Source organism: Streptomyces sp. NPDC041191 (genome assembly GCF_055591945.1).
Genome location: NZ_JBVIZC010000023.1, coordinates 1 through 18,303, shown reverse-complemented (window position 1 = coordinate 18,303; position 18,303 = coordinate 1). Strand labels below are relative to the sequence as shown.

18 protein-coding genes are annotated in these 18,303 nt (G+C 74.2%); 7 read left to right on the top strand and 11 right to left on the bottom strand.

The features are described from left to right. Window positions 1–69: 69 nt before the first annotated feature. A complete protein-coding gene (locus tag ACZ6AQ_RS28660) occupies window positions 70–414 on the bottom strand; it encodes an ATP-binding protein (RefSeq protein WP_468763648.1) in 345 nt (114 codons plus the stop codon). 390 nt (window positions 415–804) lie between these two features. Between ACZ6AQ_RS28660 and ACZ6AQ_RS28655 the strand changes: the two genes are divergently transcribed. Together ACZ6AQ_RS28655 and ACZ6AQ_RS28650 are read left to right on the top strand one after the other, a co-directional pair. After that, window positions 805–1,203, top strand: coding sequence for an ATP-binding protein (locus tag ACZ6AQ_RS28655; RefSeq protein WP_468763646.1), 399 nt, complete (start codon window positions 805–807; stop codon window positions 1,201–1,203). A gap of 218 nt (window positions 1,204–1,421) precedes the next feature. Then, window positions 1,422–2,462 carry an NAD-dependent epimerase/dehydratase family protein gene (locus tag ACZ6AQ_RS28650; protein WP_468763644.1) on the top strand — a complete coding sequence of 347 codons (1,041 nt, stop codon included), beginning with the start codon at window positions 1,422–1,424 and terminating at the stop codon, window positions 2,460–2,462. A gap of 24 nt (window positions 2,463–2,486) precedes the next feature. On the opposite strand, the gene ACZ6AQ_RS28645 is transcribed toward ACZ6AQ_RS28650, so the two are convergent. Continuing rightward, window positions 2,487–2,987: a hemerythrin domain-containing protein gene (locus ACZ6AQ_RS28645; protein WP_468763643.1), complete on the bottom strand. Its 501-nt coding sequence runs from the start codon at window positions 2,985–2,987 to the stop codon at window positions 2,487–2,489. A 162-nt stretch (window positions 2,988–3,149) separates the two neighbouring features. Then, the gene (locus ACZ6AQ_RS28640) at window positions 3,150–4,214 is read right to left on the bottom strand and encodes a C45 family autoproteolytic acyltransferase/hydolase (protein ID WP_468763641.1); all 1,065 of its coding nucleotides are present in this window, start codon (window positions 4,212–4,214) and stop codon (window positions 3,150–3,152) included. A gap of 197 nt (window positions 4,215–4,411) precedes the next feature. On the opposite strand from ACZ6AQ_RS28640, the gene ACZ6AQ_RS28635 reads away from it, so the two are divergent. Then, window positions 4,412–5,404 (top strand): LacI family DNA-binding transcriptional regulator, encoded by a 993-nt coding sequence (locus tag ACZ6AQ_RS28635; RefSeq protein WP_468763639.1) that lies wholly within the window; start codon window positions 4,412–4,414, stop codon window positions 5,402–5,404. Window positions 5,405–5,506: 102 nt separating this feature from the next. On the opposite strand, the gene ACZ6AQ_RS28630 is transcribed toward ACZ6AQ_RS28635, so the two are convergent. The 3 genes from ACZ6AQ_RS28630 to ACZ6AQ_RS28620 form a co-directional block, all read right to left on the bottom strand. After that, a complete protein-coding gene (locus ACZ6AQ_RS28630) occupies window positions 5,507–7,132 on the bottom strand; it encodes an FAD-dependent oxidoreductase (protein WP_468763638.1) in 1,626 nt (541 codons plus the stop codon). 255 nt (window positions 7,133–7,387) lie between these two features. Then, window positions 7,388–8,350, bottom strand: a complete 963-nt coding sequence (locus tag ACZ6AQ_RS28625) for an AurF N-oxygenase family protein (protein ID WP_468763636.1) — start codon at window positions 8,348–8,350, stop codon at window positions 7,388–7,390. Between the two features lie 53 nt (window positions 8,351–8,403). Further along, complete coding sequence (locus ACZ6AQ_RS28620; RefSeq protein WP_468763634.1) at window positions 8,404–9,915, bottom strand: flavin-containing monooxygenase; 1,512 nt, start codon at window positions 9,913–9,915, stop codon at window positions 8,404–8,406. A 221-nt stretch (window positions 9,916–10,136) separates the two neighbouring features. Between ACZ6AQ_RS28620 and ACZ6AQ_RS28615 the strand changes: the two genes are divergently transcribed. Then, window positions 10,137–10,898 carry a TetR/AcrR family transcriptional regulator gene (locus ACZ6AQ_RS28615; protein WP_468763632.1) on the top strand — a complete coding sequence of 254 codons (762 nt, stop codon included), beginning with the start codon at window positions 10,137–10,139 and terminating at the stop codon, window positions 10,896–10,898. 114 nt (window positions 10,899–11,012) lie between these two features. Next, window positions 11,013–11,177 (top strand): hypothetical protein, encoded by a 165-nt coding sequence (locus tag ACZ6AQ_RS28610; protein WP_468763630.1) that lies wholly within the window; start codon window positions 11,013–11,015, stop codon window positions 11,175–11,177. A gap of 114 nt (window positions 11,178–11,291) precedes the next feature. Here the strand turns inward: ACZ6AQ_RS28610 and ACZ6AQ_RS28605 are convergent, their stop codons facing one another. The 3 genes from ACZ6AQ_RS28605 to ACZ6AQ_RS28595 form a co-directional block, all read right to left on the bottom strand. Then, window positions 11,292–12,236 carry a bile acid:sodium symporter gene (locus tag ACZ6AQ_RS28605; RefSeq protein ID WP_468763628.1) on the bottom strand — a complete coding sequence of 315 codons (945 nt, stop codon included), beginning with the start codon at window positions 12,234–12,236 and terminating at the stop codon, window positions 11,292–11,294. Between the two features lie 317 nt (window positions 12,237–12,553). Then, on the bottom strand, window positions 12,554–13,552 hold the full coding sequence (gene gap / locus ACZ6AQ_RS28600) for a type I glyceraldehyde-3-phosphate dehydrogenase (RefSeq protein ID WP_388695537.1): 999 nt from the start codon (window positions 13,550–13,552) through the stop codon (window positions 12,554–12,556). A 116-nt stretch (window positions 13,553–13,668) separates the two neighbouring features. Continuing rightward, complete coding sequence (locus tag ACZ6AQ_RS28595) at window positions 13,669–14,625, bottom strand: GlxA family transcriptional regulator (RefSeq protein WP_388695534.1); 957 nt, start codon at window positions 14,623–14,625, stop codon at window positions 13,669–13,671. Window positions 14,626–14,851: 226 nt separating this feature from the next. Here ACZ6AQ_RS28595 and ACZ6AQ_RS28590 point away from each other — a divergent pair, with 226 nt between their 5' ends. After that, window positions 14,852–16,117, top strand: coding sequence for a serine hydrolase domain-containing protein (locus ACZ6AQ_RS28590; RefSeq protein ID WP_468763626.1), 1,266 nt, complete (start codon window positions 14,852–14,854; stop codon window positions 16,115–16,117). A 52-nt stretch (window positions 16,118–16,169) separates the two neighbouring features. Here ACZ6AQ_RS28590 and ACZ6AQ_RS28585 read toward each other — a convergent pair whose 3' ends face one another. Next, window positions 16,170–16,691: a GNAT family N-acetyltransferase gene (locus ACZ6AQ_RS28585; protein ID WP_468763624.1), complete on the bottom strand. Its 522-nt coding sequence runs from the start codon at window positions 16,689–16,691 to the stop codon at window positions 16,170–16,172. 144 nt (window positions 16,692–16,835) lie between these two features. Then, entirely contained in the window at window positions 16,836–17,591 is a 756-nt protein-coding gene (locus tag ACZ6AQ_RS28580; RefSeq protein WP_468763623.1) for an alpha/beta fold hydrolase, read from the bottom strand. A gap of 180 nt (window positions 17,592–17,771) precedes the next feature. On the opposite strand from ACZ6AQ_RS28580, the gene ACZ6AQ_RS28575 reads away from it, so the two are divergent. After that, on the top strand, window positions 17,772–18,209 hold the full coding sequence (locus tag ACZ6AQ_RS28575) for a nitroreductase family deazaflavin-dependent oxidoreductase (protein WP_468763621.1): 438 nt from the start codon (window positions 17,772–17,774) through the stop codon (window positions 18,207–18,209). The last annotated feature ends 94 nt before the right edge of the window (window positions 18,210–18,303 follow it).

The window sequence follows — 18,303 nt, the reverse complement described above, 5'->3', positions numbered from 1 at the left end:
TCGGCCTCTCCCAAATGCAAGTCTCCCGACTCCTCACCCGCATCCTCAAAGACCTCAAAACCGCCCTCCTCACCGACACCCCCACGGACCACTGACCTCCAGCCACACCACCTTCCCGGCCAGCCCCGAACCCCTCTGCTCGCACCCCCAGGCTCCCGCCAGCCGGTCGAAGACCATCAGCCCGTGTCCGCCCGGCAGCGCGGGTGAGCGCCGCTCCTGGGCGCGCGGCGGTTCGGAGTTCCCGTCCGCCACCTCCACCCGCAGGCGCCCCGGACCGTGCCGCAGCACGAACTCCTCCGGGCCCCCCGCGTGCAGGCAGGCGTTCGTCACCGCCTCCGAGACGAGCAGCAGGACGTCCTCCACCCGCTCCCGCTCCGCGTCGTTCCTCGCCGGAATCCATCCCCAGTCCGCCAACGCTTCGGCGGTGAAATCCCGGCAACGCGTCACTACGCCCCGCACCCCGCGCACCCTCAGCCTCCGCACCTGGACTCCTCCTCCGCCGTCAGCCATGGCCCTGTCGGGACTCGGGCCCTTCGTTCCCCGGATCTACGTTCTGCATGGATTTCACCGTTCCTCTCACGCTTTCCGCTCTTTTACATCTTTCCGAGAACAGTGGCCGCATTCCTGTGAGTCAGGAGGTTGCGGAAGGGATTCGGGACACGGGACGGGACGCGGAGCACCGCCCCGCGGGCGGGGGCGGAAAGCCGGCGGCCGGGGTTTCCCGGCCGTCGCGGCGGGGTTCGGCACGGGCGGCCGGGGCACCCGCAGCGTATGAACGGTCACCCCGTACACCCCGTACATCCCGTGGCCACCGACGCCCACCGGTACGCGCTGGCGGAGGAACCCGGGCTGGCGGGAACGTGCCGGGACCTCACGCGGCAGGCGCTGGGCGAGTGGTTCGCCGCCGCCGGGCAGGTCGCCGTCGGGGACGCCCTGCTCCTGGTCTCCGAAGTCGTCACCAACGCGTTGACCCACGGCGGCGTGCCGTACGAGCTGCGGCTCGGCCGTGCCGGGGGACGTCTGTCGGTCCAGGTCAGCGACACGAGCCCGGTGCGCCCCCTCCCCCGCGGCCCCCACTCCCCGAGCCGTGCCTCGGGACACGGTCTGCACCTCCTCGAACGGCTGGCGGCCGCCTGGGGGTGCGTACCGCACGACGGGGGCAAGACCGTCTGGTTCGAGGTGGAGATGCTCCCCGGGACCTGACGGGCACGGCGTTTACGGCGTACCCGGCGCGGTCACTCGCAGGGCGTGGTCCGTTCCGCCCCCGAGCCGGTGGCGCGACGGCCCCGGTTTCCCACCCGTACCCCGCGATCGGACAGCGTCATGAACCTCTTCCGTGCCGGTGCGCCGCGCCGCCCCCTCCCCTCGCCCGACCCGGTCCGCCACCCCGTCCGGCGTGCCACGGCGGAGAGGAGGGCGTCATGAGGGTCGTCGTCACCGGGGCCACCGGCAACGTCGGTACGAGCGTGGTCCGCGCCCTCGACCGCGACCCCCGGGTCACGGACGTCCTCGGTGTCGCCCGGCGCGTGCCCGCGCTCCGGATCGGCGGCGTGCGCTGGGCGGCGGCGGACGTGGAGCCCGGGGGCCCCGATCTGGCCGGGCTGTTCGCAGGAGCGGACGCCGTGGTGCACCTGGCCTGGAAGTTCCGGCCCACCCGCGACCCGGTGGAGACCTGGCGCACCAACGTCCTGGGCAGCGTCCGGGTCTTCGAGGCGTGTGCCCGGGCGGGGGTGGAGGCCCTCGTGTACGCCTCCTCGGTCGGCGCCTACTCCCCCGGCCCCTCCCACGGGCGGCCCGTCGACGAGACGTGGCCCACCCACGGCTGGCCCGGCGCCGCGTACACCCGGGAGAAGGCGTACCTGGAGCGCTACCTCGACGGCTTCCAGCTCGCCCACCCCGGTCTGCGGGTCGTACGGATGAGGCCGGCCTTCCTGTTCAAGGAGGGGGCCGCGAGCGAGCAGCGCCGCATCTTCGCCGGTCCCCTGCTGCCGTGGCGCGCCGTGCGGCCGGGGGTGCTTCCGGTGCTGCCCTCCGTCAAGGGGCTGCGCTTCCAGGCCCTGCACACCGACGACGCGGCCGAGGCGTACCGGGCGGCCGTGGTGCGGCCGGTGCGCGGGTCCTTCAACCTGGCGGCCGATCCGGTGCTCGACACCGGTGTGATGGCCCGGCTCCTGGAGGCCCGTACCGTCCCGGTGCCCGCGGCGGCGGCCCGTGCCGCGCTCGCCGCCGCCTGGCACCTGCGTCTCGTGCCCGCGGACCCCGGCCTGTTCGACGCGGTCGTGCGGCTGCCCCTGCTCGACTCCGGGCGGGCCCGCGAGGAGCTGGGCTGGGTGCCGGAGCGGAGCTCCGAGGAGGCGGTCGGCGAGTTCCTGGAAGGTCTCGGCCGGGGTGCCGGCATCGGTACCCCGCCCCTGGCCGGCGACGCGGCGCCCACGGGGGCCGACGGCGGCGCGGGGAAATGAGCCGTGCCCCGTGGACGGCCCGGGTCACCCGCCCACGACCCGGCGCACGTTCTCCACCCGGCCGCAGTCCGAGGCGAGTTGCCGGGCGCGCTCCTTCAGGAACGCGCCGCCCAGTTCGGCCCTGCGCTCGTCGGGTACGGTCTCCCGGGCGCCGTTGAGGATCGTGCGCTCCTCCTCGTCCATGTGGTGGGTGACCGCCCCGACCAGTTCCTCCAGGCGCTCGTCCCACTCGTCGGAGCCGATGTCGTCCACTTCGAGGAGGGCGAGGAGCGCCTTGTTGCCCTCGTCGTGCTCCTCGACGCCGTGGTCCACCTCGTCGTTGTCGACGTCCTTGAAGCGCTTGAGCGCTCCGTAGACCTCGGCCTCCTCGGCCTCGCCGTGCGCGATGAGCAGGGCCGAGAACTCCTTCAGCGCGGCGGCCCGGTCGGCCTCGACGCTCCGCATCCGGCGGAACAGGTCCTCCATCGTGCGGTGGTCCTCCAGAATGGCCGCGACCACGTCCTGGTTCTCCTTGCTGCCCGCCATCGTGCTGTCTCCTCCTCGGCTCGTCCTCCCGCCGCGTCGCGCGCGGCGGCAGTGCGCCTGGTACCCCTGGCCGGGAGAACCAATCGCGCCCGCCCCGGTGGTCGGGCCGCCGTGGTGTCGGGTCCTCTCCGCCGCGCGGTCCCCGCGCCGAGCCGGGCGGCCTCAGAAGCGCGCGAGCCCCTTCGCCCCGGCCTCGTGCGGGGGGCCGGCCAGGTGGTCCAGGGCGCAGTGCGTGACGTCGAGGCCGATGGTGAGCAGGGTGCCCCACTGCTCGTGCGGCGGCCTGCCCTCGTCGGGGCGCATGCAGACGACGGCGTCGGCCCCGGCGGTGCCGCACAGGGCCTCGGCCCGCCCGGCGGGGGACAGGCCCGGCATCGCGGCGCGCACTTCGCGCAGATGGGCGAAGCGTTCCGCCGTCATCGAGTCGGCCGGGCCGGCCTCCCCCGCCGCGAGGCCGGGGTCGAGGAAGTGGTTGGTGTGCAGCAGCCAGCCGTCCTCGTCCGCCGGGACCACCGCGAGGCCCGCGGGGGAGAGTTCCAGGCTGGCGGCCGAGGAGTCGGCGGTGACCACGGTCAGCGAGGTCGACGCGCCGACCCGGGCCGTCGAGGCGATCTCGACGGCCCGGTCGAGGGTGTCGGCCTCGTCGAGGATGCGCCGGGCGACCGCGTGCACGGGGACGCCGCCGCCGTCGGAGTCGGACGTGTGGAAGAGGATGTTGAAGTGCACGCCCAGGCCGGCGCTGTTGACGCCGATCTTGCCGGGGGCGCCGAACTCCGTGAAGAGCTTCACCGTGCGGCCCTCGGCCGGCGTCAGCTCGTGCAGCAGCGCGCCGGGGACGAGCCGGTCGTGCCAGTCCCAGGTCTGCACGGTCTGCGGGGCGGCCCCGGCGGGGGCGAAGACCGCCGTCGAGCACTCGCCCCCGCCGGGCGCGGGGCATCCGGCGAGGACTTCGGTGCGGGCGCCGACGGCGGCGACCTTCCAGCGTGCGGTTCCGGCCGCGTCGGCGCAGGCGTCCGACTCCTCGGCCAGGCCCGGCGCCCAGGCGCGCAGGGCCTCGTGGCTCCGTTCCGCGACGGCGCGGACCTGCTCCCCGGTGAGGCCGAGGGCGGCGAAGTGCTCCAGGTACAGCTCCGCGACGCCCCGGACGCTGTCGCCGAACCGGGTGCCGACCAGGGTTCCGCGCTCGTGGGGGTCGGTCGTCCGGGTCGTGAGGGTGTGCAGGTCCACGGGTGTTCCTCCGAAGGCGGGACGCCGGACTCGGGAACGTCCGGCGGAGTCGCTCACGAACGGTGAGCGGTGCGCTTCACGCTAGGAACGTAAAACGTTTTATGCAATGCTTCGGAAAACTCTTCGGGAACCATCGGTTTCGGCCGGGACGGGCGGGCGGCACGGTGACGCGGTCACGGGGCATCACGATCAAGGACGTGGCGCGCAGGGCGGGGGTCTCCATCACCGCCGTCTCGCACGCGCTCAACGACAAGGGCACCCTGAGCGCCGCCACGCGCGCGCACATCCGCGCCGTCGCCGACGGGATGGGGTACGAGGCCGACGCCCTGGCGCGCGGTCTGCGCCGTTCCACGATGGGAGCGGTGGGGCTGGTGCTGCGTTCCCTCGACGCCCTGGGCGACTACGCGCCCGCCGGCGTGGACGTCTTCGAGCGGTTCGTGGGCACCGCCGCCTCGCAGGCCCTGGCCCGGGGCCTGAGCCTCGTGCTGGTGCCCGACCTGACGCGGACGCCGGTGCCGCCGCTCGCCTTCTCCCTGGACGGGTACATCGTCACCAACCCGCACGTGGACGATCCGGTGGTCGCCCGCCTGGAGGAGCGCGGCATCCCGTACGTGACCTACGGGCGTCCGCCGGGGCGTCCGGACTTCGTCCACTGGGTCTCGGAGGACGACGCGGCCTCGGCCCGCCGGGTCCTGGCCCATCTGGAGGCCGGCGGGGCCCGCACCGTCGTCCTGGTGCGCGGCACCGACCCGAACGCCTGGAACCTGGACCACCAGGACGCCTACCTGGACTGGTGCGCCGGGCGCGGCAGCACGCCCCGGCTGTACGAGCTGCCCGAACGCGCGGGCGTCGAGGGCGGGGCGGAGCTCGCCGGGCGGATCGTGGAGGACGGCGTGCCCGACGCGGTCTTCTGCCTCACCGGACGGCACGCGGCCGGTGTCCAGCGCGGTCTGCTGGCGCGGGGCGTCCGGGTGCCCGGGGACACCATGGTGGCCGCGGGCTCGGACTCCGAGCACGCCCGTGCCGCCCGTCCCGCCGTCTCGGCGCTCGCGTTGAACCCGGTGGAGAGTTCGGCGGCGCTGCTCGACGTCCTCCAGGCCCTGATCGCGGGCCGGGAGACGGTCGCGCCCCGTCTCACGAGGGCCCGTTTCCGTCCCCGGGCGTCGACGCGGCGGCGGCCCCCGGCGTGAGGCCCCGGGCGGCCTCCGCTCCGGGAGGAGGCCGCCGGTCCGCCGGGCGCGGGCGGCCCGTCGCGAGGGGAAGGAGCCTTCCGGCCGGGCGGCGGCGCCGGTTCAGACGGTGACGGGACGGCCGTCCCGCGACGCGCCGCGCGCGGCGGCCAGCAGGTCGTCCCGGGCGACGAGCTTGACGCGCGGGCGGCCCTGGGCGCGGCCCGCGGCGCGTTCGGCGCCGTCGATCGCCCGCCAGCCGTCGAGGTCGACGGCGTCCGGGCGGGCCGCGGCGGCCGGCGTGCCGGCGGGGGCGGTCAGCCGGCCGGCTTCGAGGTCGTCGAGGAGGGCGGAGACGGTCTCCTCCGCGCAGGACTTGTTGGTGCCGATGAAGCCGGTGGGACCGCGTTTGATCCAGCCGGTCACGTAGACGCCCGGCTCGACCCGGCCCCGCTCGTGGGGCACCGTGCCGGTCCCCGCGTCGAACGGCAGGCCGGGGACCGGCTCGGCGCGGTAACCGACCGCGCGCAGGACCAGCGACGCGTCGAGGGTCTCGGTCTCGTCGGTGGGGACGGCCCGCACCGTGCCGTCGTCGGCGCGGCACAGCTCGTTCCTCACGACGGTCAGACCGGTCACCCGGTCGTCGCCCTCGATGCGCGCCGGGCTCGCCAGGAAGCGCAGGACGATGCGGCGGCGACCCGGGGCGGGGGTGCGGGCGGCGAGTTCGGCGAGGACCGCCGTCTTGGGCGTGGCGTCCGCCGGTATGTCCGCCGGCCAGCCCTCCACGAGGACGTCCACGCCGTCGAGGGCGGCGAGCGCGATCAGTTCGGGCAGGGTGAACGCGGCCTCGGCCGGTCCCCTGCGGCCGAGCACGACGACTTCCCGGACGCGGGCGGCGCGCAGGGCGGTCAGGGCCCGGTCGGAGACGTCGGTGCGCGCGAGGGCGTCGGGGTCGGCGGTCAGGACGCGGGCCACGTCCAGGGCCACGTTGCCGTTGCCGACGACGACGGCCCGTTCGCCGTCCAGGCGGGGGGTGGCGCCGGCGTGGTCGGGGTGGCCGTTGTACCAGGCGACGAAGTCGGTGGCGGAGACGCTGCCGGGCAGGTCCTCGCCGTCGATGCCGAGCCGCCGGTCCGCGGCCGCGCCCACGGCGTAGATCACGGCGTGGTGGTCGCGGACCAGGTCCTCATGGCGCAGGTCGTGGCCGACGCGGGTGTTGAGACGGTAGGCGAAGCCGGGCTGGCTCTCGATGGTCCGGAAGAGTTCGGTGACCCGCTTGGTGTCCTGGTGGTCGGGCGCCACTCCCGCCCGCACCAGGCCGTACGGGGTGGGGAGCCGGTCGTACACGGTCACGCCCACGCCGGGGTGCCGCAGCAGTTCGTCGGCCGCGAAGAGGCCGGCCGGTCCGGCGCCGACCACGGCCACCCTCAGGCCGTCCGTCGCCGCCCGGCGCTGCGGGGGCACGAGGAACATGGGCGTGCGGTCCGCGTGCGGGGCGGAGTCGTAGTAGGCCCGGTTGAGTTCGAGGAACGGGAGTTCCGCCTCGGCGAGGGCGGTGTGCGGCTTGAGCGCGTCCACCGGGCAGGCCGTCGTGCAGGCGCCGCAGTCGACGCAGGTGCGGGGGTCGACGTAGAGCATGTCGGTCTGTCCGAAGCCCGGTTCGCCGGGGGCGGGGTGGATGCAGTTGACCGGACAGGCCATGACGCACGACGCGTCGGCGCAGCACGACCGGGTGACGACGTAGGGCATGAGGGGATGGTTCTCCGTTCACGTGCACGGAACAGGTGGGCGGCCCGCGGCCGGTCCGCCGGAGCGGGCCGGAGCGCCGCCGGGGCGTACGGGCCGGGTGGACGCGACGGGCCGGGTGGACGCGGTCGGGGCGGGGACGGCGTACGGGCCCGACGGGGGACGGCGCGCGGGGCCCGGAACCGCGCGGCGGCGGACCGGGACGGGACGGCGCGCGCCGCCGGGCCCGCGCGCCGTCCCCCGTCGGGCGGGTGCGGCTCAGGCGGTCCTGGGGGCCGGTTCGCCCCGGTAGCGGGAGGGGCGGCCGTCGATGCGCAGCGCCCGCCACACCTTCCGGGAGGCCCGGTTCATCAGGCCGATGTCCTCGGCGAGCATCCGCACGTCGGAGAAGAGGTCGCGGAGCATCTTCTCGCCCTCGGGGGACTTCCAGAAGATGTCCTTGATCACCCAGTGGGGGACGCCGATCCTCTCGGCGGTCTTCCGGTCGGGGGCCATGATGACGTCGCCGAGCACCCGCATGATCACCGGGAAGGACACCGAGAGGGCTCCCTTGCGGAACCTGCCGTAGCCGGGGACCTTGACGCGGAGGAACTCGTGGGCGAAGGAGATGTGGCGGGCCTCCTCGGCGACGTGGATCTGCATGAGCCGCCGCATCAGCGGGTGGATGTCCTCGCCGCCGCGCAGGATCGCCTTCTGGAGGTGGTCGATGGGCTCCTCGCCGGCGAGGATGCCGGTGAAGAACGCCTCCGGTATCAGGGAGCCGGCCAGCGGCAGGAAGCGGCTGACCACCCGGAAGGAGCGCCTGCCGCCGGGCACGTCGGCGCCCGCGCGGTTCACGAACTCCTGGAACATCTGGGTGTGGTGGCACTCCTCCGTCGCCTCGTGGGTGAGGTAGCGGAACTCCGGGTTCTGGTTGGGCAGCGAGAAGAGGTAGTCCATCACCCCGCGGATGAGGACGTTCTCGAACTGCATGCCCACCTTGACGATGTTGGCGTACCGCCACAGGCCGATCCTCGTCCGGACCTCCAGCGGCTGCGCCCGGTACCACGGGTGTCCGCCCAGCGGGTCGGCGGCCGGGAGGACCCAGCGGGGGTCCTTCGGGTCGATGGCGAACTCGGGGTTGTCCCAGTCGATGTCGGTGAAGGCGTCGAAGTGGATGTGCACCGACGCCTCGGACAGGGTCCGGAGCCTTTCGTGGTAGCTCTCCTGGCTGGTGGTCATCGTCGTCCTCGGTCTCTCGCGATCTGCTGTCCGGAGGGGTGGTGGGTGGGGCGTCAGGCCGCCGGGGTCCGGTCCTTGCGGTCCGCGGGCCGCCCTTCGGGAGCGGTCCGGCCGAACCGGAGCGCGGGGTCCTCGATCGGGGAGTCCCGCAGGGCGCGGCGGTCGCGGTAGTAGTCATTCCAGATCCGCCACGGGTCCCGCAGGCCCTGGCGGGGCATGATCGCGTCGCCGCGCGCGATGTAGCCGGAGGTCAGCGACTCCCCCATGACGGAGACCGGGGAGCGGTCGTCCTCGGCGGCGACGGGGGTGGCGCTGGTGAGGCCGTGCCGGTCCATGTGGGCGATGAGCCGGCTGAAGTAGGCGCAGGCGAGGTCGGCCTTGAGCGTCCAGGAGGCGTTGGTGTAGCCGATGATCATCGCCAGGTTGGGGACGCCTTCGAGCATCACGCCCTTGTGGAGGAGGCGGTCGCGGGTGACGACGGGCTCGCCGTCGACCGCCATCTCCATGCCGCCGGCGAGCTGGAGCCGCAGGCCGGTGGCGGTGACGACGATGTCGGCCGGGATCTCCTCGCCGGACCTCACCTTCACGCCGGTCTCGGTGAACGTCTCGATGTGGTCGGTGACCACCGAGGCCCCGCCGCTCTTGAGCGCCTTGAAGAGGTCGCCGCCGGGGACCACGCACAGCCGCTGGTCCCAGGGCTTGTACGAGGGGGTGAAGTGGCGCATGTCCACGCTCTTGCCGACCCGCGCCCGCACCGCGCCGAGGAGGACCGCGCGCATGAGACGGGGGGCCTTGCGGCACAGGGTGTACAGGCCGCGCTGGAGCGCGATGTTGCGGACGCGCCCCACGCGGTGGACGAGCCCGGCCGGGACGCGCAGCCCGCGCAGGACGGTGGAGACGGGGTCGTCGGCGGGCAGCGCCAGGATGTACGTGGGCGAGCGCTGGAGCATGGTGACGTGCGCGGCGGTGCCGGCCAGCGAGGGGACCAGGGTGATGGCGGTGGCGCCGCTGCCGATGACGACCACGCGCTTGCCCGTGTGGTCCAGGTCCTCGGGCCAGTGCTGCGGGTGCACGAGGGTGCCGCCGAAGCGCTCCTCGCCGGGGAACTCCGGCCGGTGCCCGGCGTCGTAGTCGTAGTAGCCGGTGGCGCCCACGAGGAAGCGGGCGGTCCAGAGCCCGGTCTCGCCGGTGGCCTCGTCCAGGGTCTCGACGGTCCACCGCCCCTCGTCGCTCGACCAGTCGGCGCGGACGGCCCTGAGTCCGAAGCGGATGTGCTCGGTGACGCCGTACTCCTCGGCGGTGGCCTGGACGTAGCGGCGGATGTCCGTGCCCTCGGCGAGGACCTTGGTGCCGTGCCAGGCGCGGAAGCCGTAGCCGAAGGTGTACATGTCCGAGTCCGAGCGGATGCCCGGGTAGCGGAACAGGTCCCAGGTGCCGCCGATCCGCGCACGCCGCTCGACGATCGCGTACGTGGTGCCGGGGTTCCCGTCGGCCAGGTGGCAGGCGGCGCTGATGCCGGACAGCCCCGCGCCGACGATCAGTACATCGACGTGCTGGTGTTCCATCTCGTTACCCCTCTGTCGCCGACCCGCGCCTGGCCTCGTACCGGGCTCCGGGACCGTCCGTCCTCGTCGCCGCCGGTTCCCGGGAGGGCCGGACGTGTGCGTCCGGCTCCGGGATTTACCTGTGTCACTGCGTCCAAGGTACCGGCGGTAACACGATGTGGCCAGCCCCGGGAAGCGTCTGCGTGCCCGCCCGCCGGGAGCGGCCGGGTACGATCCACGCCGTGGCGGAGGACAGGAACACAGACGGCAACGCCCGGCCCGACGGCCGGGACACGCGCTGGACCGGCCACCGCGCCGAACGCCGTGACCAGATCCTCACCGCGGCCCTCGCCGTCATCGGCCGGGAGGGGACGCCGGTCAGCGTGGCGGCCATCGGGGCCGAGGCCGGAGTGCCCCGCTCCGTGGTCTACCGGATCTTCCGCAGCCGTGAGGACCTGGACGAACAGATCCGCGCGCGCATCGCCGACGACCTCCTGGCCTCGCTCTATCCGGCCCTCGATCCGAAGGGCACGATCCGGGAGGCCATCGAGCTGGCCTCCGCCACCTACGCGGGCTGGGTCGCGGAGCATCCCCGGCTCCACCAGTTCCTCGGCATCGGCTCGCCCGAGCACCGCCTCAGCGGCTCCCGGGTCGTCGCGGGCACCCGCACCGCCATCGCCCTCCACCTGGCGCGACTGCTCGACTCGTACGCCGAGCAGATGCTCGGCGGCAAAAGGGCTCCGGCGGGCTTCACGCTCAATCTGGCGTTCGGCATGGTCGGTCTGGTCGACGGGGTGGTCGACCAGTGGGCCGCCCGTCCGGGGTCGAGGAGTTCCCTCGACGAGCTGACCCACTTCCTCAGTGACGCCCTGTGGGGCATGCTCTCCGGAGCCACTCCCCGGCTGGGACTGAAGCTCGACCCCGACCAGCCGATCGGAGCGGCGCTGGAGCTGCCGCCCCCTCCCCCGGGCGGGCCGGGGACGCGGGGGAACACGCCTTGGTGAAGTGCCCGCCGGCTCCGTTTGCGGAGCGGCGGGCGCCGGGTTTGAGTGTGGACGGGACCCCTCGCACCGCGGGAACCCGGTCCCGTACGCCCACGCCACGGCAAGGAGAGAGCGATGGCGCCCCACCACAAGTCGAACGAGGAAGTCGAAGGCGACCCGGACAGCGGGCACGGACGCGGCATGCCCCGGCGCCCGGACGAGCAGGAGCTCGACGAACGGCTCGAGGAGGACCGCGAGGAAGCGGGCCTGCCCCCCGGCCAGGACGACGGAACCGCGTAGGACCCGTCCGAACCCGTCGACCGGTGGGGGAGGCCGCCCGCCGGCCGGCCCTCCCGCGCCGGCACCGGGAGGGGTACGGGGCCGGGCGGCCGGCCCCGCGCGGGGCCCCGCGGCTCAGACCGGGTCGGGGACCAGCCGGGGGACGAGGCGGACGCAGACGACCATGCCGAGGATCTCGACGAGGGTCTGGACGACCACGACGACCGGCGCGAGGGCCAGGGAGTCGGGCAGGGCCATGGCCAGCGGCAGGACGACGAGGGAGTTGCGGGTCGCGCCCGTGAAGACGATCGCCCTTCCGGCGGACGGCCCGAGGCGGAACAGCCGGGCCACGGCCTTCCCCCCGAACGCCATGACGACCAGGAACGCCGCGTAGAACGGGACGACGGCGACCACGCCGGACAGGTCGCCGCCCAGTGCGGGCACCTGGGAGGCCACCACGGCGAGGAGGACGGCGCCCATCAGGGGCACCATCGTGGCGGTCGCCGCGCCGGAGACCCTCCGTCCGGACGGGCGGCGGGCGGCCCACGCCTGGAGGGCCCACGCGAGGGCCAGCGGGACGGCGATCAGGGCGAGGAACGCCTCGGCGAAGGGGCCGGCCTCGACCGTGCCGGACAGCCCGGAGCCCAGGAACAGGCGGAGGAACAGCGGGAGCAGCGCCATCTGCGCGACCAGCAGGACGGGCGTGGCGGCCAGCAGGCGGCGGCTGGAGCCGCCGGCCAGACCGGAGAAGACGATCACGTAGTCCACGCACGGGCAGAGCAGCACCAGCAGGACGCCGAGCCGGACCGCCCGGTCGTCCGGGAGGAAGGCGAACATCGCGGCGACGACCAGCGGCACGACCACGAAGTTCACCACCAGCGCGGCGGCCAGGAACCTGCCGTCGCGCAGCGAGCGCGCCAGTTCGGCGGCCGGGACCTGGAGGAACGTGACGAACAGCAGCGCCCCGAGCAGAGGGGCGACCGCGTGCCCGAGCTCCGTCCCGAGACCGGGGACGGCCCGTCCGGTCAGGGCGCCGGCGGCCATCGCCGCCAGATAGACCGGGACCTGACGGCGTTCCATCCGTGCGACCGCGCCCCGCGGTCCCCGCTGCGACACCCGAACCGCTCCCTCGTCCCGTGCCGGCCGTTCCGTGGCGACGACATCGCGTTCATCCTCGCAGGTCACGTGCCCGCGAGGAGCGGCAGGCCGACGGGGGCGGGGACCGGCGACCCGGTTCCGCCGGCGGTCCGGACGGGCCCGCGCCGGTCCTGGACGGCGGGAAGGCCCGCCCCCGCCGTGCCGGAAACGCGCCGCGCGCCGACCCCGCGTGGGCGGGATCGGCGCGCGGCGGGCCGTCCGTCGTCACCGGCGACCGGCTTCGCGAGCGGACGGCCTCGTCAGTGGCCGGCGAGGAGTCCGAGCGTGTCGATCACGCGGTTCGAGAAGCCCCACTCGTTGTCGTACCAGGCGACCACCTTGACGTGGCGGCCCTCGACGCGGGTGAGCGCCGAGTCGAAGATCGACGAGGCCGGGTTGCCCGTGATGTCGGAGGAGACCAGCGGGTCGTCCGAGTACTCCAGAACGCCCGCGAGCGGGCCCTCGGCGGCGGTGCGGTACGCCTCCAGGACGTCCTCGCGCGTCACGTCGCGGGAGACGGTCGTGTTCAGCTCGACGATCGAGCCGACCGGGACCGGCACGCGGATCGAGTCGCCGGACAGCTTGCCGTCCAGGTTGGGCAGCACGAGGCCGATGGCCTTGGCGGCGCCCGTCGAGGTCGGGACGATGTTGACGCCGGCGGCGCGGGCGCGACGCGGGTCGCGGTGCGGGCCGTCCTGCAGGTTCTGCTCCTGCGTGTAGGCGTGGACCGTCGTCATGAAGCCGTGCTCGATGCCGGCGAGGTCGTCGAGGACCTTGGCCAGGGGGGCGAGCGCGTTGGTCGTGCAGGAGGCGTTCGAGACGATCGTGTGCAGCTCCGCGTCGTACGCGTCGGTGTTGACGCCGTACGCGAGGGTGACGTCGGCACCGTCGGCCGGGGCGCTGACGAGCACCTTCTTCGCGCCGGCGTCGATGTGGGCGCGGGCGGCCTTGGCCGACGTGAAGCGGCCGGTCGCCTCCAGGACGATCTCGACGCCCAGTTCGGCCCAGGGCAGCTGCGCCGGCTCGCGCTCGGCGAGGACCTTGATGCGGTGGCCGTCGACCACGAGGGTGTCGCCGTCCACGCTCACCGGGCGGCCGAGACGACCGGAGGTCGAGTCGAAGGCGAGGAGCCGCGCGAGCGCGGTGGGCTCGGTGAGGTCGTTGACCGCGACGACCTCGAGGCCGCTGTCGCGCTCCAGCAGCGCGCGCAGCACGTTGCGTCCGATGCGGCCGAATCCGTTGATGGCGATACGAGTCATGGCGATGTCCCTTCGGTTCGCCCCCCATGCTCGTGCGCGGTGTCCGCCCGGGACAGCGGCGTGATCGCCACGGTCCGCAAGTATCCCGCCAGAACGCCGGCGCTTTCCGGAACCCGCTATTCCCCCCGGGTGAACGTGCGGCGGTACTCGCTCGGCGTGGTGCCCAGGATCCGCTGGAAGTGCAGCCGCAGGTTGGCCCCGGTGCCGAGGCCCACGTCGGCGGCGATCTGTTCGACACCCCGCTCCGAGCGTTCGAGGAGTTCACGCGCCCTGTCCACGCGGGCCCGCATGACCCACTGCATCGGCGTGTACCCGGTGTCCTCGGCGAACCGGCGCGAGAACGTGCGCGCCGACACCGCCGCGTGCCGGGCCAGGACGTCGAGGGTGAGGGGTTCGCCGAGCCGGCGCAGCGCCCATTCGCGGGTGGCGGCGAACCGCTCGCCGAGCGGTTCGGGCACGCTGCGCGGCACGTACTGCGCCTGGCCGCCGCTGCGGTACGGGGCCGCGACCAGGCGCCGGGCCGCGTGGTTGGACGCGGCCACGCCGAGGTCCCCGCGCAGGATGTGCAGGCACAGGTCGATGCCCGAGGCGGCGCCGGCGGAGGTGAGGACGCTGCCCTCGTCGACGAAGAGCACGTTCTCGTCCACCTTGACCAGGGGCCGTTTCGCCGCGAGGGCCCGCGTGTAGTGCCAGTGCGTCGTGGCGCGCCTGCCGTCGAGGAGGCCCGTGGCGGCCAGTGCGAAGGCGCCGGTCGAGATCGCGGCGAGCCGAGCTCCCCGGCCGTGGGCGGCGATCAGCGCGTCCACGACGGCCGGGGGCGGGTCCTCGCGGTCCGGGAAGCGGTAGCCCGGGACGAAGACGACGTCGGCCCACGCGAGCGCGTCCAGGCCGTGGGCGACCTGGTACGCCAGGCCGTCGCCACCGGCCACGACGCCGGGTTCCGCGCCGCAGACGCGTACCTCGTACGGCATGCTCGCGCGGGTCGTGAACACCTGTGCGGGGATGCCGACGTCGAGGGGTTTGGCCCCTTCGAGGACGAGGACGGCGACGCGATGCAGACGGGAAACGGGCACGTCACGAGGGTACGCGGGGGCGCGGAGCGGCCGGACGGGAGCCCGCGACTGGAAGCGGATCAAAGCATTCCGGTTCTCGTGGTCCGTGACAGGAACCCTTCCGGGCCGGAGGGACTCATGATCCATGGGCCCGGGGCCGCGCCGCGACGGCGGTGCCCCCTCGCCCCTCGCGGCCCGCCCGTGGCGCGCCGCGCCGAACGATTCCGACGAAGCCGAGGAAAACACCGTGCCCCTGACGTCGCACCGGCGCCTGACCGTGAGCGCCACCCTGATCGCCGCGCTCGCCGCCGGCCTCGCCCCCGCCACCCACGCGTTCGCCGCCGCCCCGCGGGAGGCCGTCCCGACGGCGGCCACCGTGCCCGCCCCCGACATGGAGGGCGTGACCGCCGCGCTGGAGGCGGCCGTGGCCAACGGCGCGCCGGGGGCGATGGCCCGCCTCTCCGGTCCCGACGGCGTCCGGACCCGTACCGTCGGCGTCCGGGACCGGGTGACCGGAGCGCCCATGGACGTCCGGTCGCGGTTCCGGATCGGCAGCGTCAGCAAGACGTTCTCCACGGTCGTCCTCCTCCAGCTGGTGCAGGAGGGACGGCTGACGCTCGACTCGCCGGTCAACACGTACCTGCCCGGCCTGCTCCCCGACGACCGCATCACGGTCCGTCACCTGCTCACCCACCGCAGCGGTCTCGCCGACTACACCGACCGGATGTTCGCCGACACGGTGCCGGGCTTCGAGTCCGTACGGAACCGGGTGTTCGGCTTCCAGGAGCTGGTGGACCTCTCCCTGGCGCTGCCCCGGACCACCGAGCCCGGCGTGTCCTACAAGTACTCGAACGCCAACTTCGTCGTGGTCGGCATGCTCATCGAGAAGCTCACGGGCCGCCCGGTGGCGGACGCGTACCAACGTCGCGTCTTCGAGCCGCTGGGGCTGCGCGACACCTCGTACGTCCACCCCGAGACCCGCATCGAGGGCCGGCACGTCCGCGGGTACCTCCACCCCGACGCCGCCGGCGACCCACTGGTGGACTCCACGGAGCAGACCGTGTCCTGGGCGCAGTCCGCCGGCGCCGTCATCTCCAGCCCCGCCGACCTGAACACCTTCACCGGCGCCCTCATGCGCGGCCGTCTGCTCTCCCCGGCGATGATGGAGGAGATGACGACGGTGACGCCGACGGACGCCACCAACACCCGCTTCTACGGGCTCGGTCTGCGCCGTTACGACCTGTCGTGCGGTGTCCGGGTGTACGGGCACACCGGTACCGTCCAGGGCTTCTACACGTACGCCTTCTCGACGCGCGACGGCCGGCGCAGCCTCTCGGCCATGGCGAACGCCTCGAACCGCGGCGCGGTCAACACGGCGCTCGGCGGGACGCTGGAGGCCGCGTTCTGCGGTCCGAAGCCGGCCACGGTGCCGTCCTCGCGCGCCGCCTCCCCGTCCGGCGCCCGTGACGTCTCGTCGCTGCCGGCCGAGCGGGACCTGCCCGAGCGGCACTGATCCCTCCCGGCGGGGGCATCCGGGCCCGCACCGCCCGGACGCCCCCGGCCGGTCACGCCCGGTACTCGGTGAGGTCGATGGCGTGGACGCGCAGGGGGGTGCCGTGGACCGGGTGGTCCGTCTCGCGCCCGGGCTTCATGCCGAGCTTGCCGGCGACGTTCTCGGACGCGTGGTCGCTGATGTGCGTGACGGCGACGACCCGGTCGAGCCCCCGGTCCTGGAGCGCCCACTCCAGGACCGCGTGGGCGGCCTCGGAGGCGTAGCCCTGGCCCCAGAACTGGCGGCCGAGGCGCCAGGTGATCCCGACGTCCGGCAGGGAGTCCTGCACCGAGAGCCCCGCGAAGCCGATGAGTTCGCCGGAGCCCAGCAGTTCGACGGCGAAGAGGCCGAAGCCCTCCTCGTCCCACTCCTCCTCGTACCGCTCGATGTCCCCGGCGGTCTCCTCCAGGTCGCGGACCGAGCCGTCGTCGACCCAGCGCATGACCTCGGGGTCGGCGTTGATCTCGGACAGCGGGACGAGGTCGTCGTCGGTCCAGTGGCGGAGGAGGAGGCGGGGGGTGCGGATCTCGGTCATGGTTCCATCCTGACGCACGCGGCGGGGTGCCTCCGCCACCGGAGGCGGGCGGGGCGCCCCCGCCACCGGGAAGCGGGCGGGCGGCGCGGCCGGTGAGGAACCGGACCGGCCGCGCCGCCCTCCCCGGCGGAGACCGGTCCGCCCCTACGGGAGGGAGCGGGCGAGCGCCGTGGCGAAGCCGTCCGGGTTGTCCAGCATCATGTTGTGCCCCGCTCCGGGGATCTCGACCACCGGGACACCGGAGGCGGCGGCCTTCTCCGCGTCCGCGTCCGGCAGGCTCGCCTCCCCCACGAGGAAGGTCCGGGGGACGGCGAGTCCGGCGAGGAGGTCTCCCGGTGCGGGGGTGCTCCCCTCGACGAGCGACACCGCGCAGCGGTGCACGGCCCTCGGGTCGGCGAGGCGCAGCCGGGCGGCGTAGTCGGGACGTCCGGCGAGGGCGAGCATGCGGGCGAACCCCTTCGCCACGAACGCCTCCTCGCTCTGGGCGGCCACCGGCGAACTGAACGCTCCCCCGCCGCCGTACAGGTTCGGCTCCGCCACCACGAGCCGGGCGACCAGGTCGGGCCGGGCCGCCGCCAGGTGGATCGCCACGGCACCGCCCATGGAGTGTCCGACGAGGTCGGTCCCCCGCACGCCGAGGTGGTCGAGGACGGCGGCCACCACGACGGCCTGGGACTCCACGCGGTAGTCGAAGTCCGCGGGCCGGTCGCTCAGCCCGTGGCCCAGCAGGTCCACCAGGAGGGCCCGTCCGCCGCGGAGCGCGGGATGGGTGGCGATGTGGGCGAAGTCCGAGGCGGCCGTGCATCCGAGGCCGTGGACGAACACCCGCACCGGGCCGTCGCCCGGCAGGTCGATCCACCGGACGTACGCTTGTCGCTTCTCCAGGAACAACTCCCGCATGCCGCTCTCCCCGTGTCGTGGCGCTGCCGTGCCGTCGGCGCCGTCGTACCGTCGGGGACCACCCTACGAGCCGGTACCGACAACGCCTTCCGGGGCCGCCTGCCGTGAAGGGCGCGGGGCGTCGGATAGCGTCGGTCCGAGCCGAGCCGACGGTGCCGGACGCGACCCGAAAGGACACCCATGCCCCTCGAAGGTGAGTACGAGCCCAGCCCGACGCAGTGGGTCCGGGAACAGGTCGAGCTCTACGAGTCGTCCGGGGGCACGCAGGGCACGACCATGCGCGGCATGCCGGTGGTGCTGGTGACGACCCGCGGCGCGAAGAGCGGCAAGCTCCGCAAGACCCCGCTGATGCGGGTGGAGCACGACGGGGCGTACGCCCTCGTCGCGTCGAACGGCGGCGCCGTGGAGCACCCCGTCTGGTACCACAACGTCGTCGCCTCGCCGCTGATCGAGTTGCGGGACGGCACCGAGGCGTGGGACATGAGGGCCCGGATCGTCACCGGCGAGGAGCGCCGCGCGTGGTGGGACCGGGCCGTCGCCGCCTTCCCCGACTACGCGGACTACCAGACCAAGACCGAGCGGGAGATCCCCGTCTTCGTGGCGGAGCGGGCGGGCTAGGGCGTGTGTCGAAAGTGGCGTCGTCCGCCCGGAGGGCGGGCCCGGCGGTGTCCGGTGCGTGCGATCGCAAGGCGGAGGGTCGCCCCGATACTGG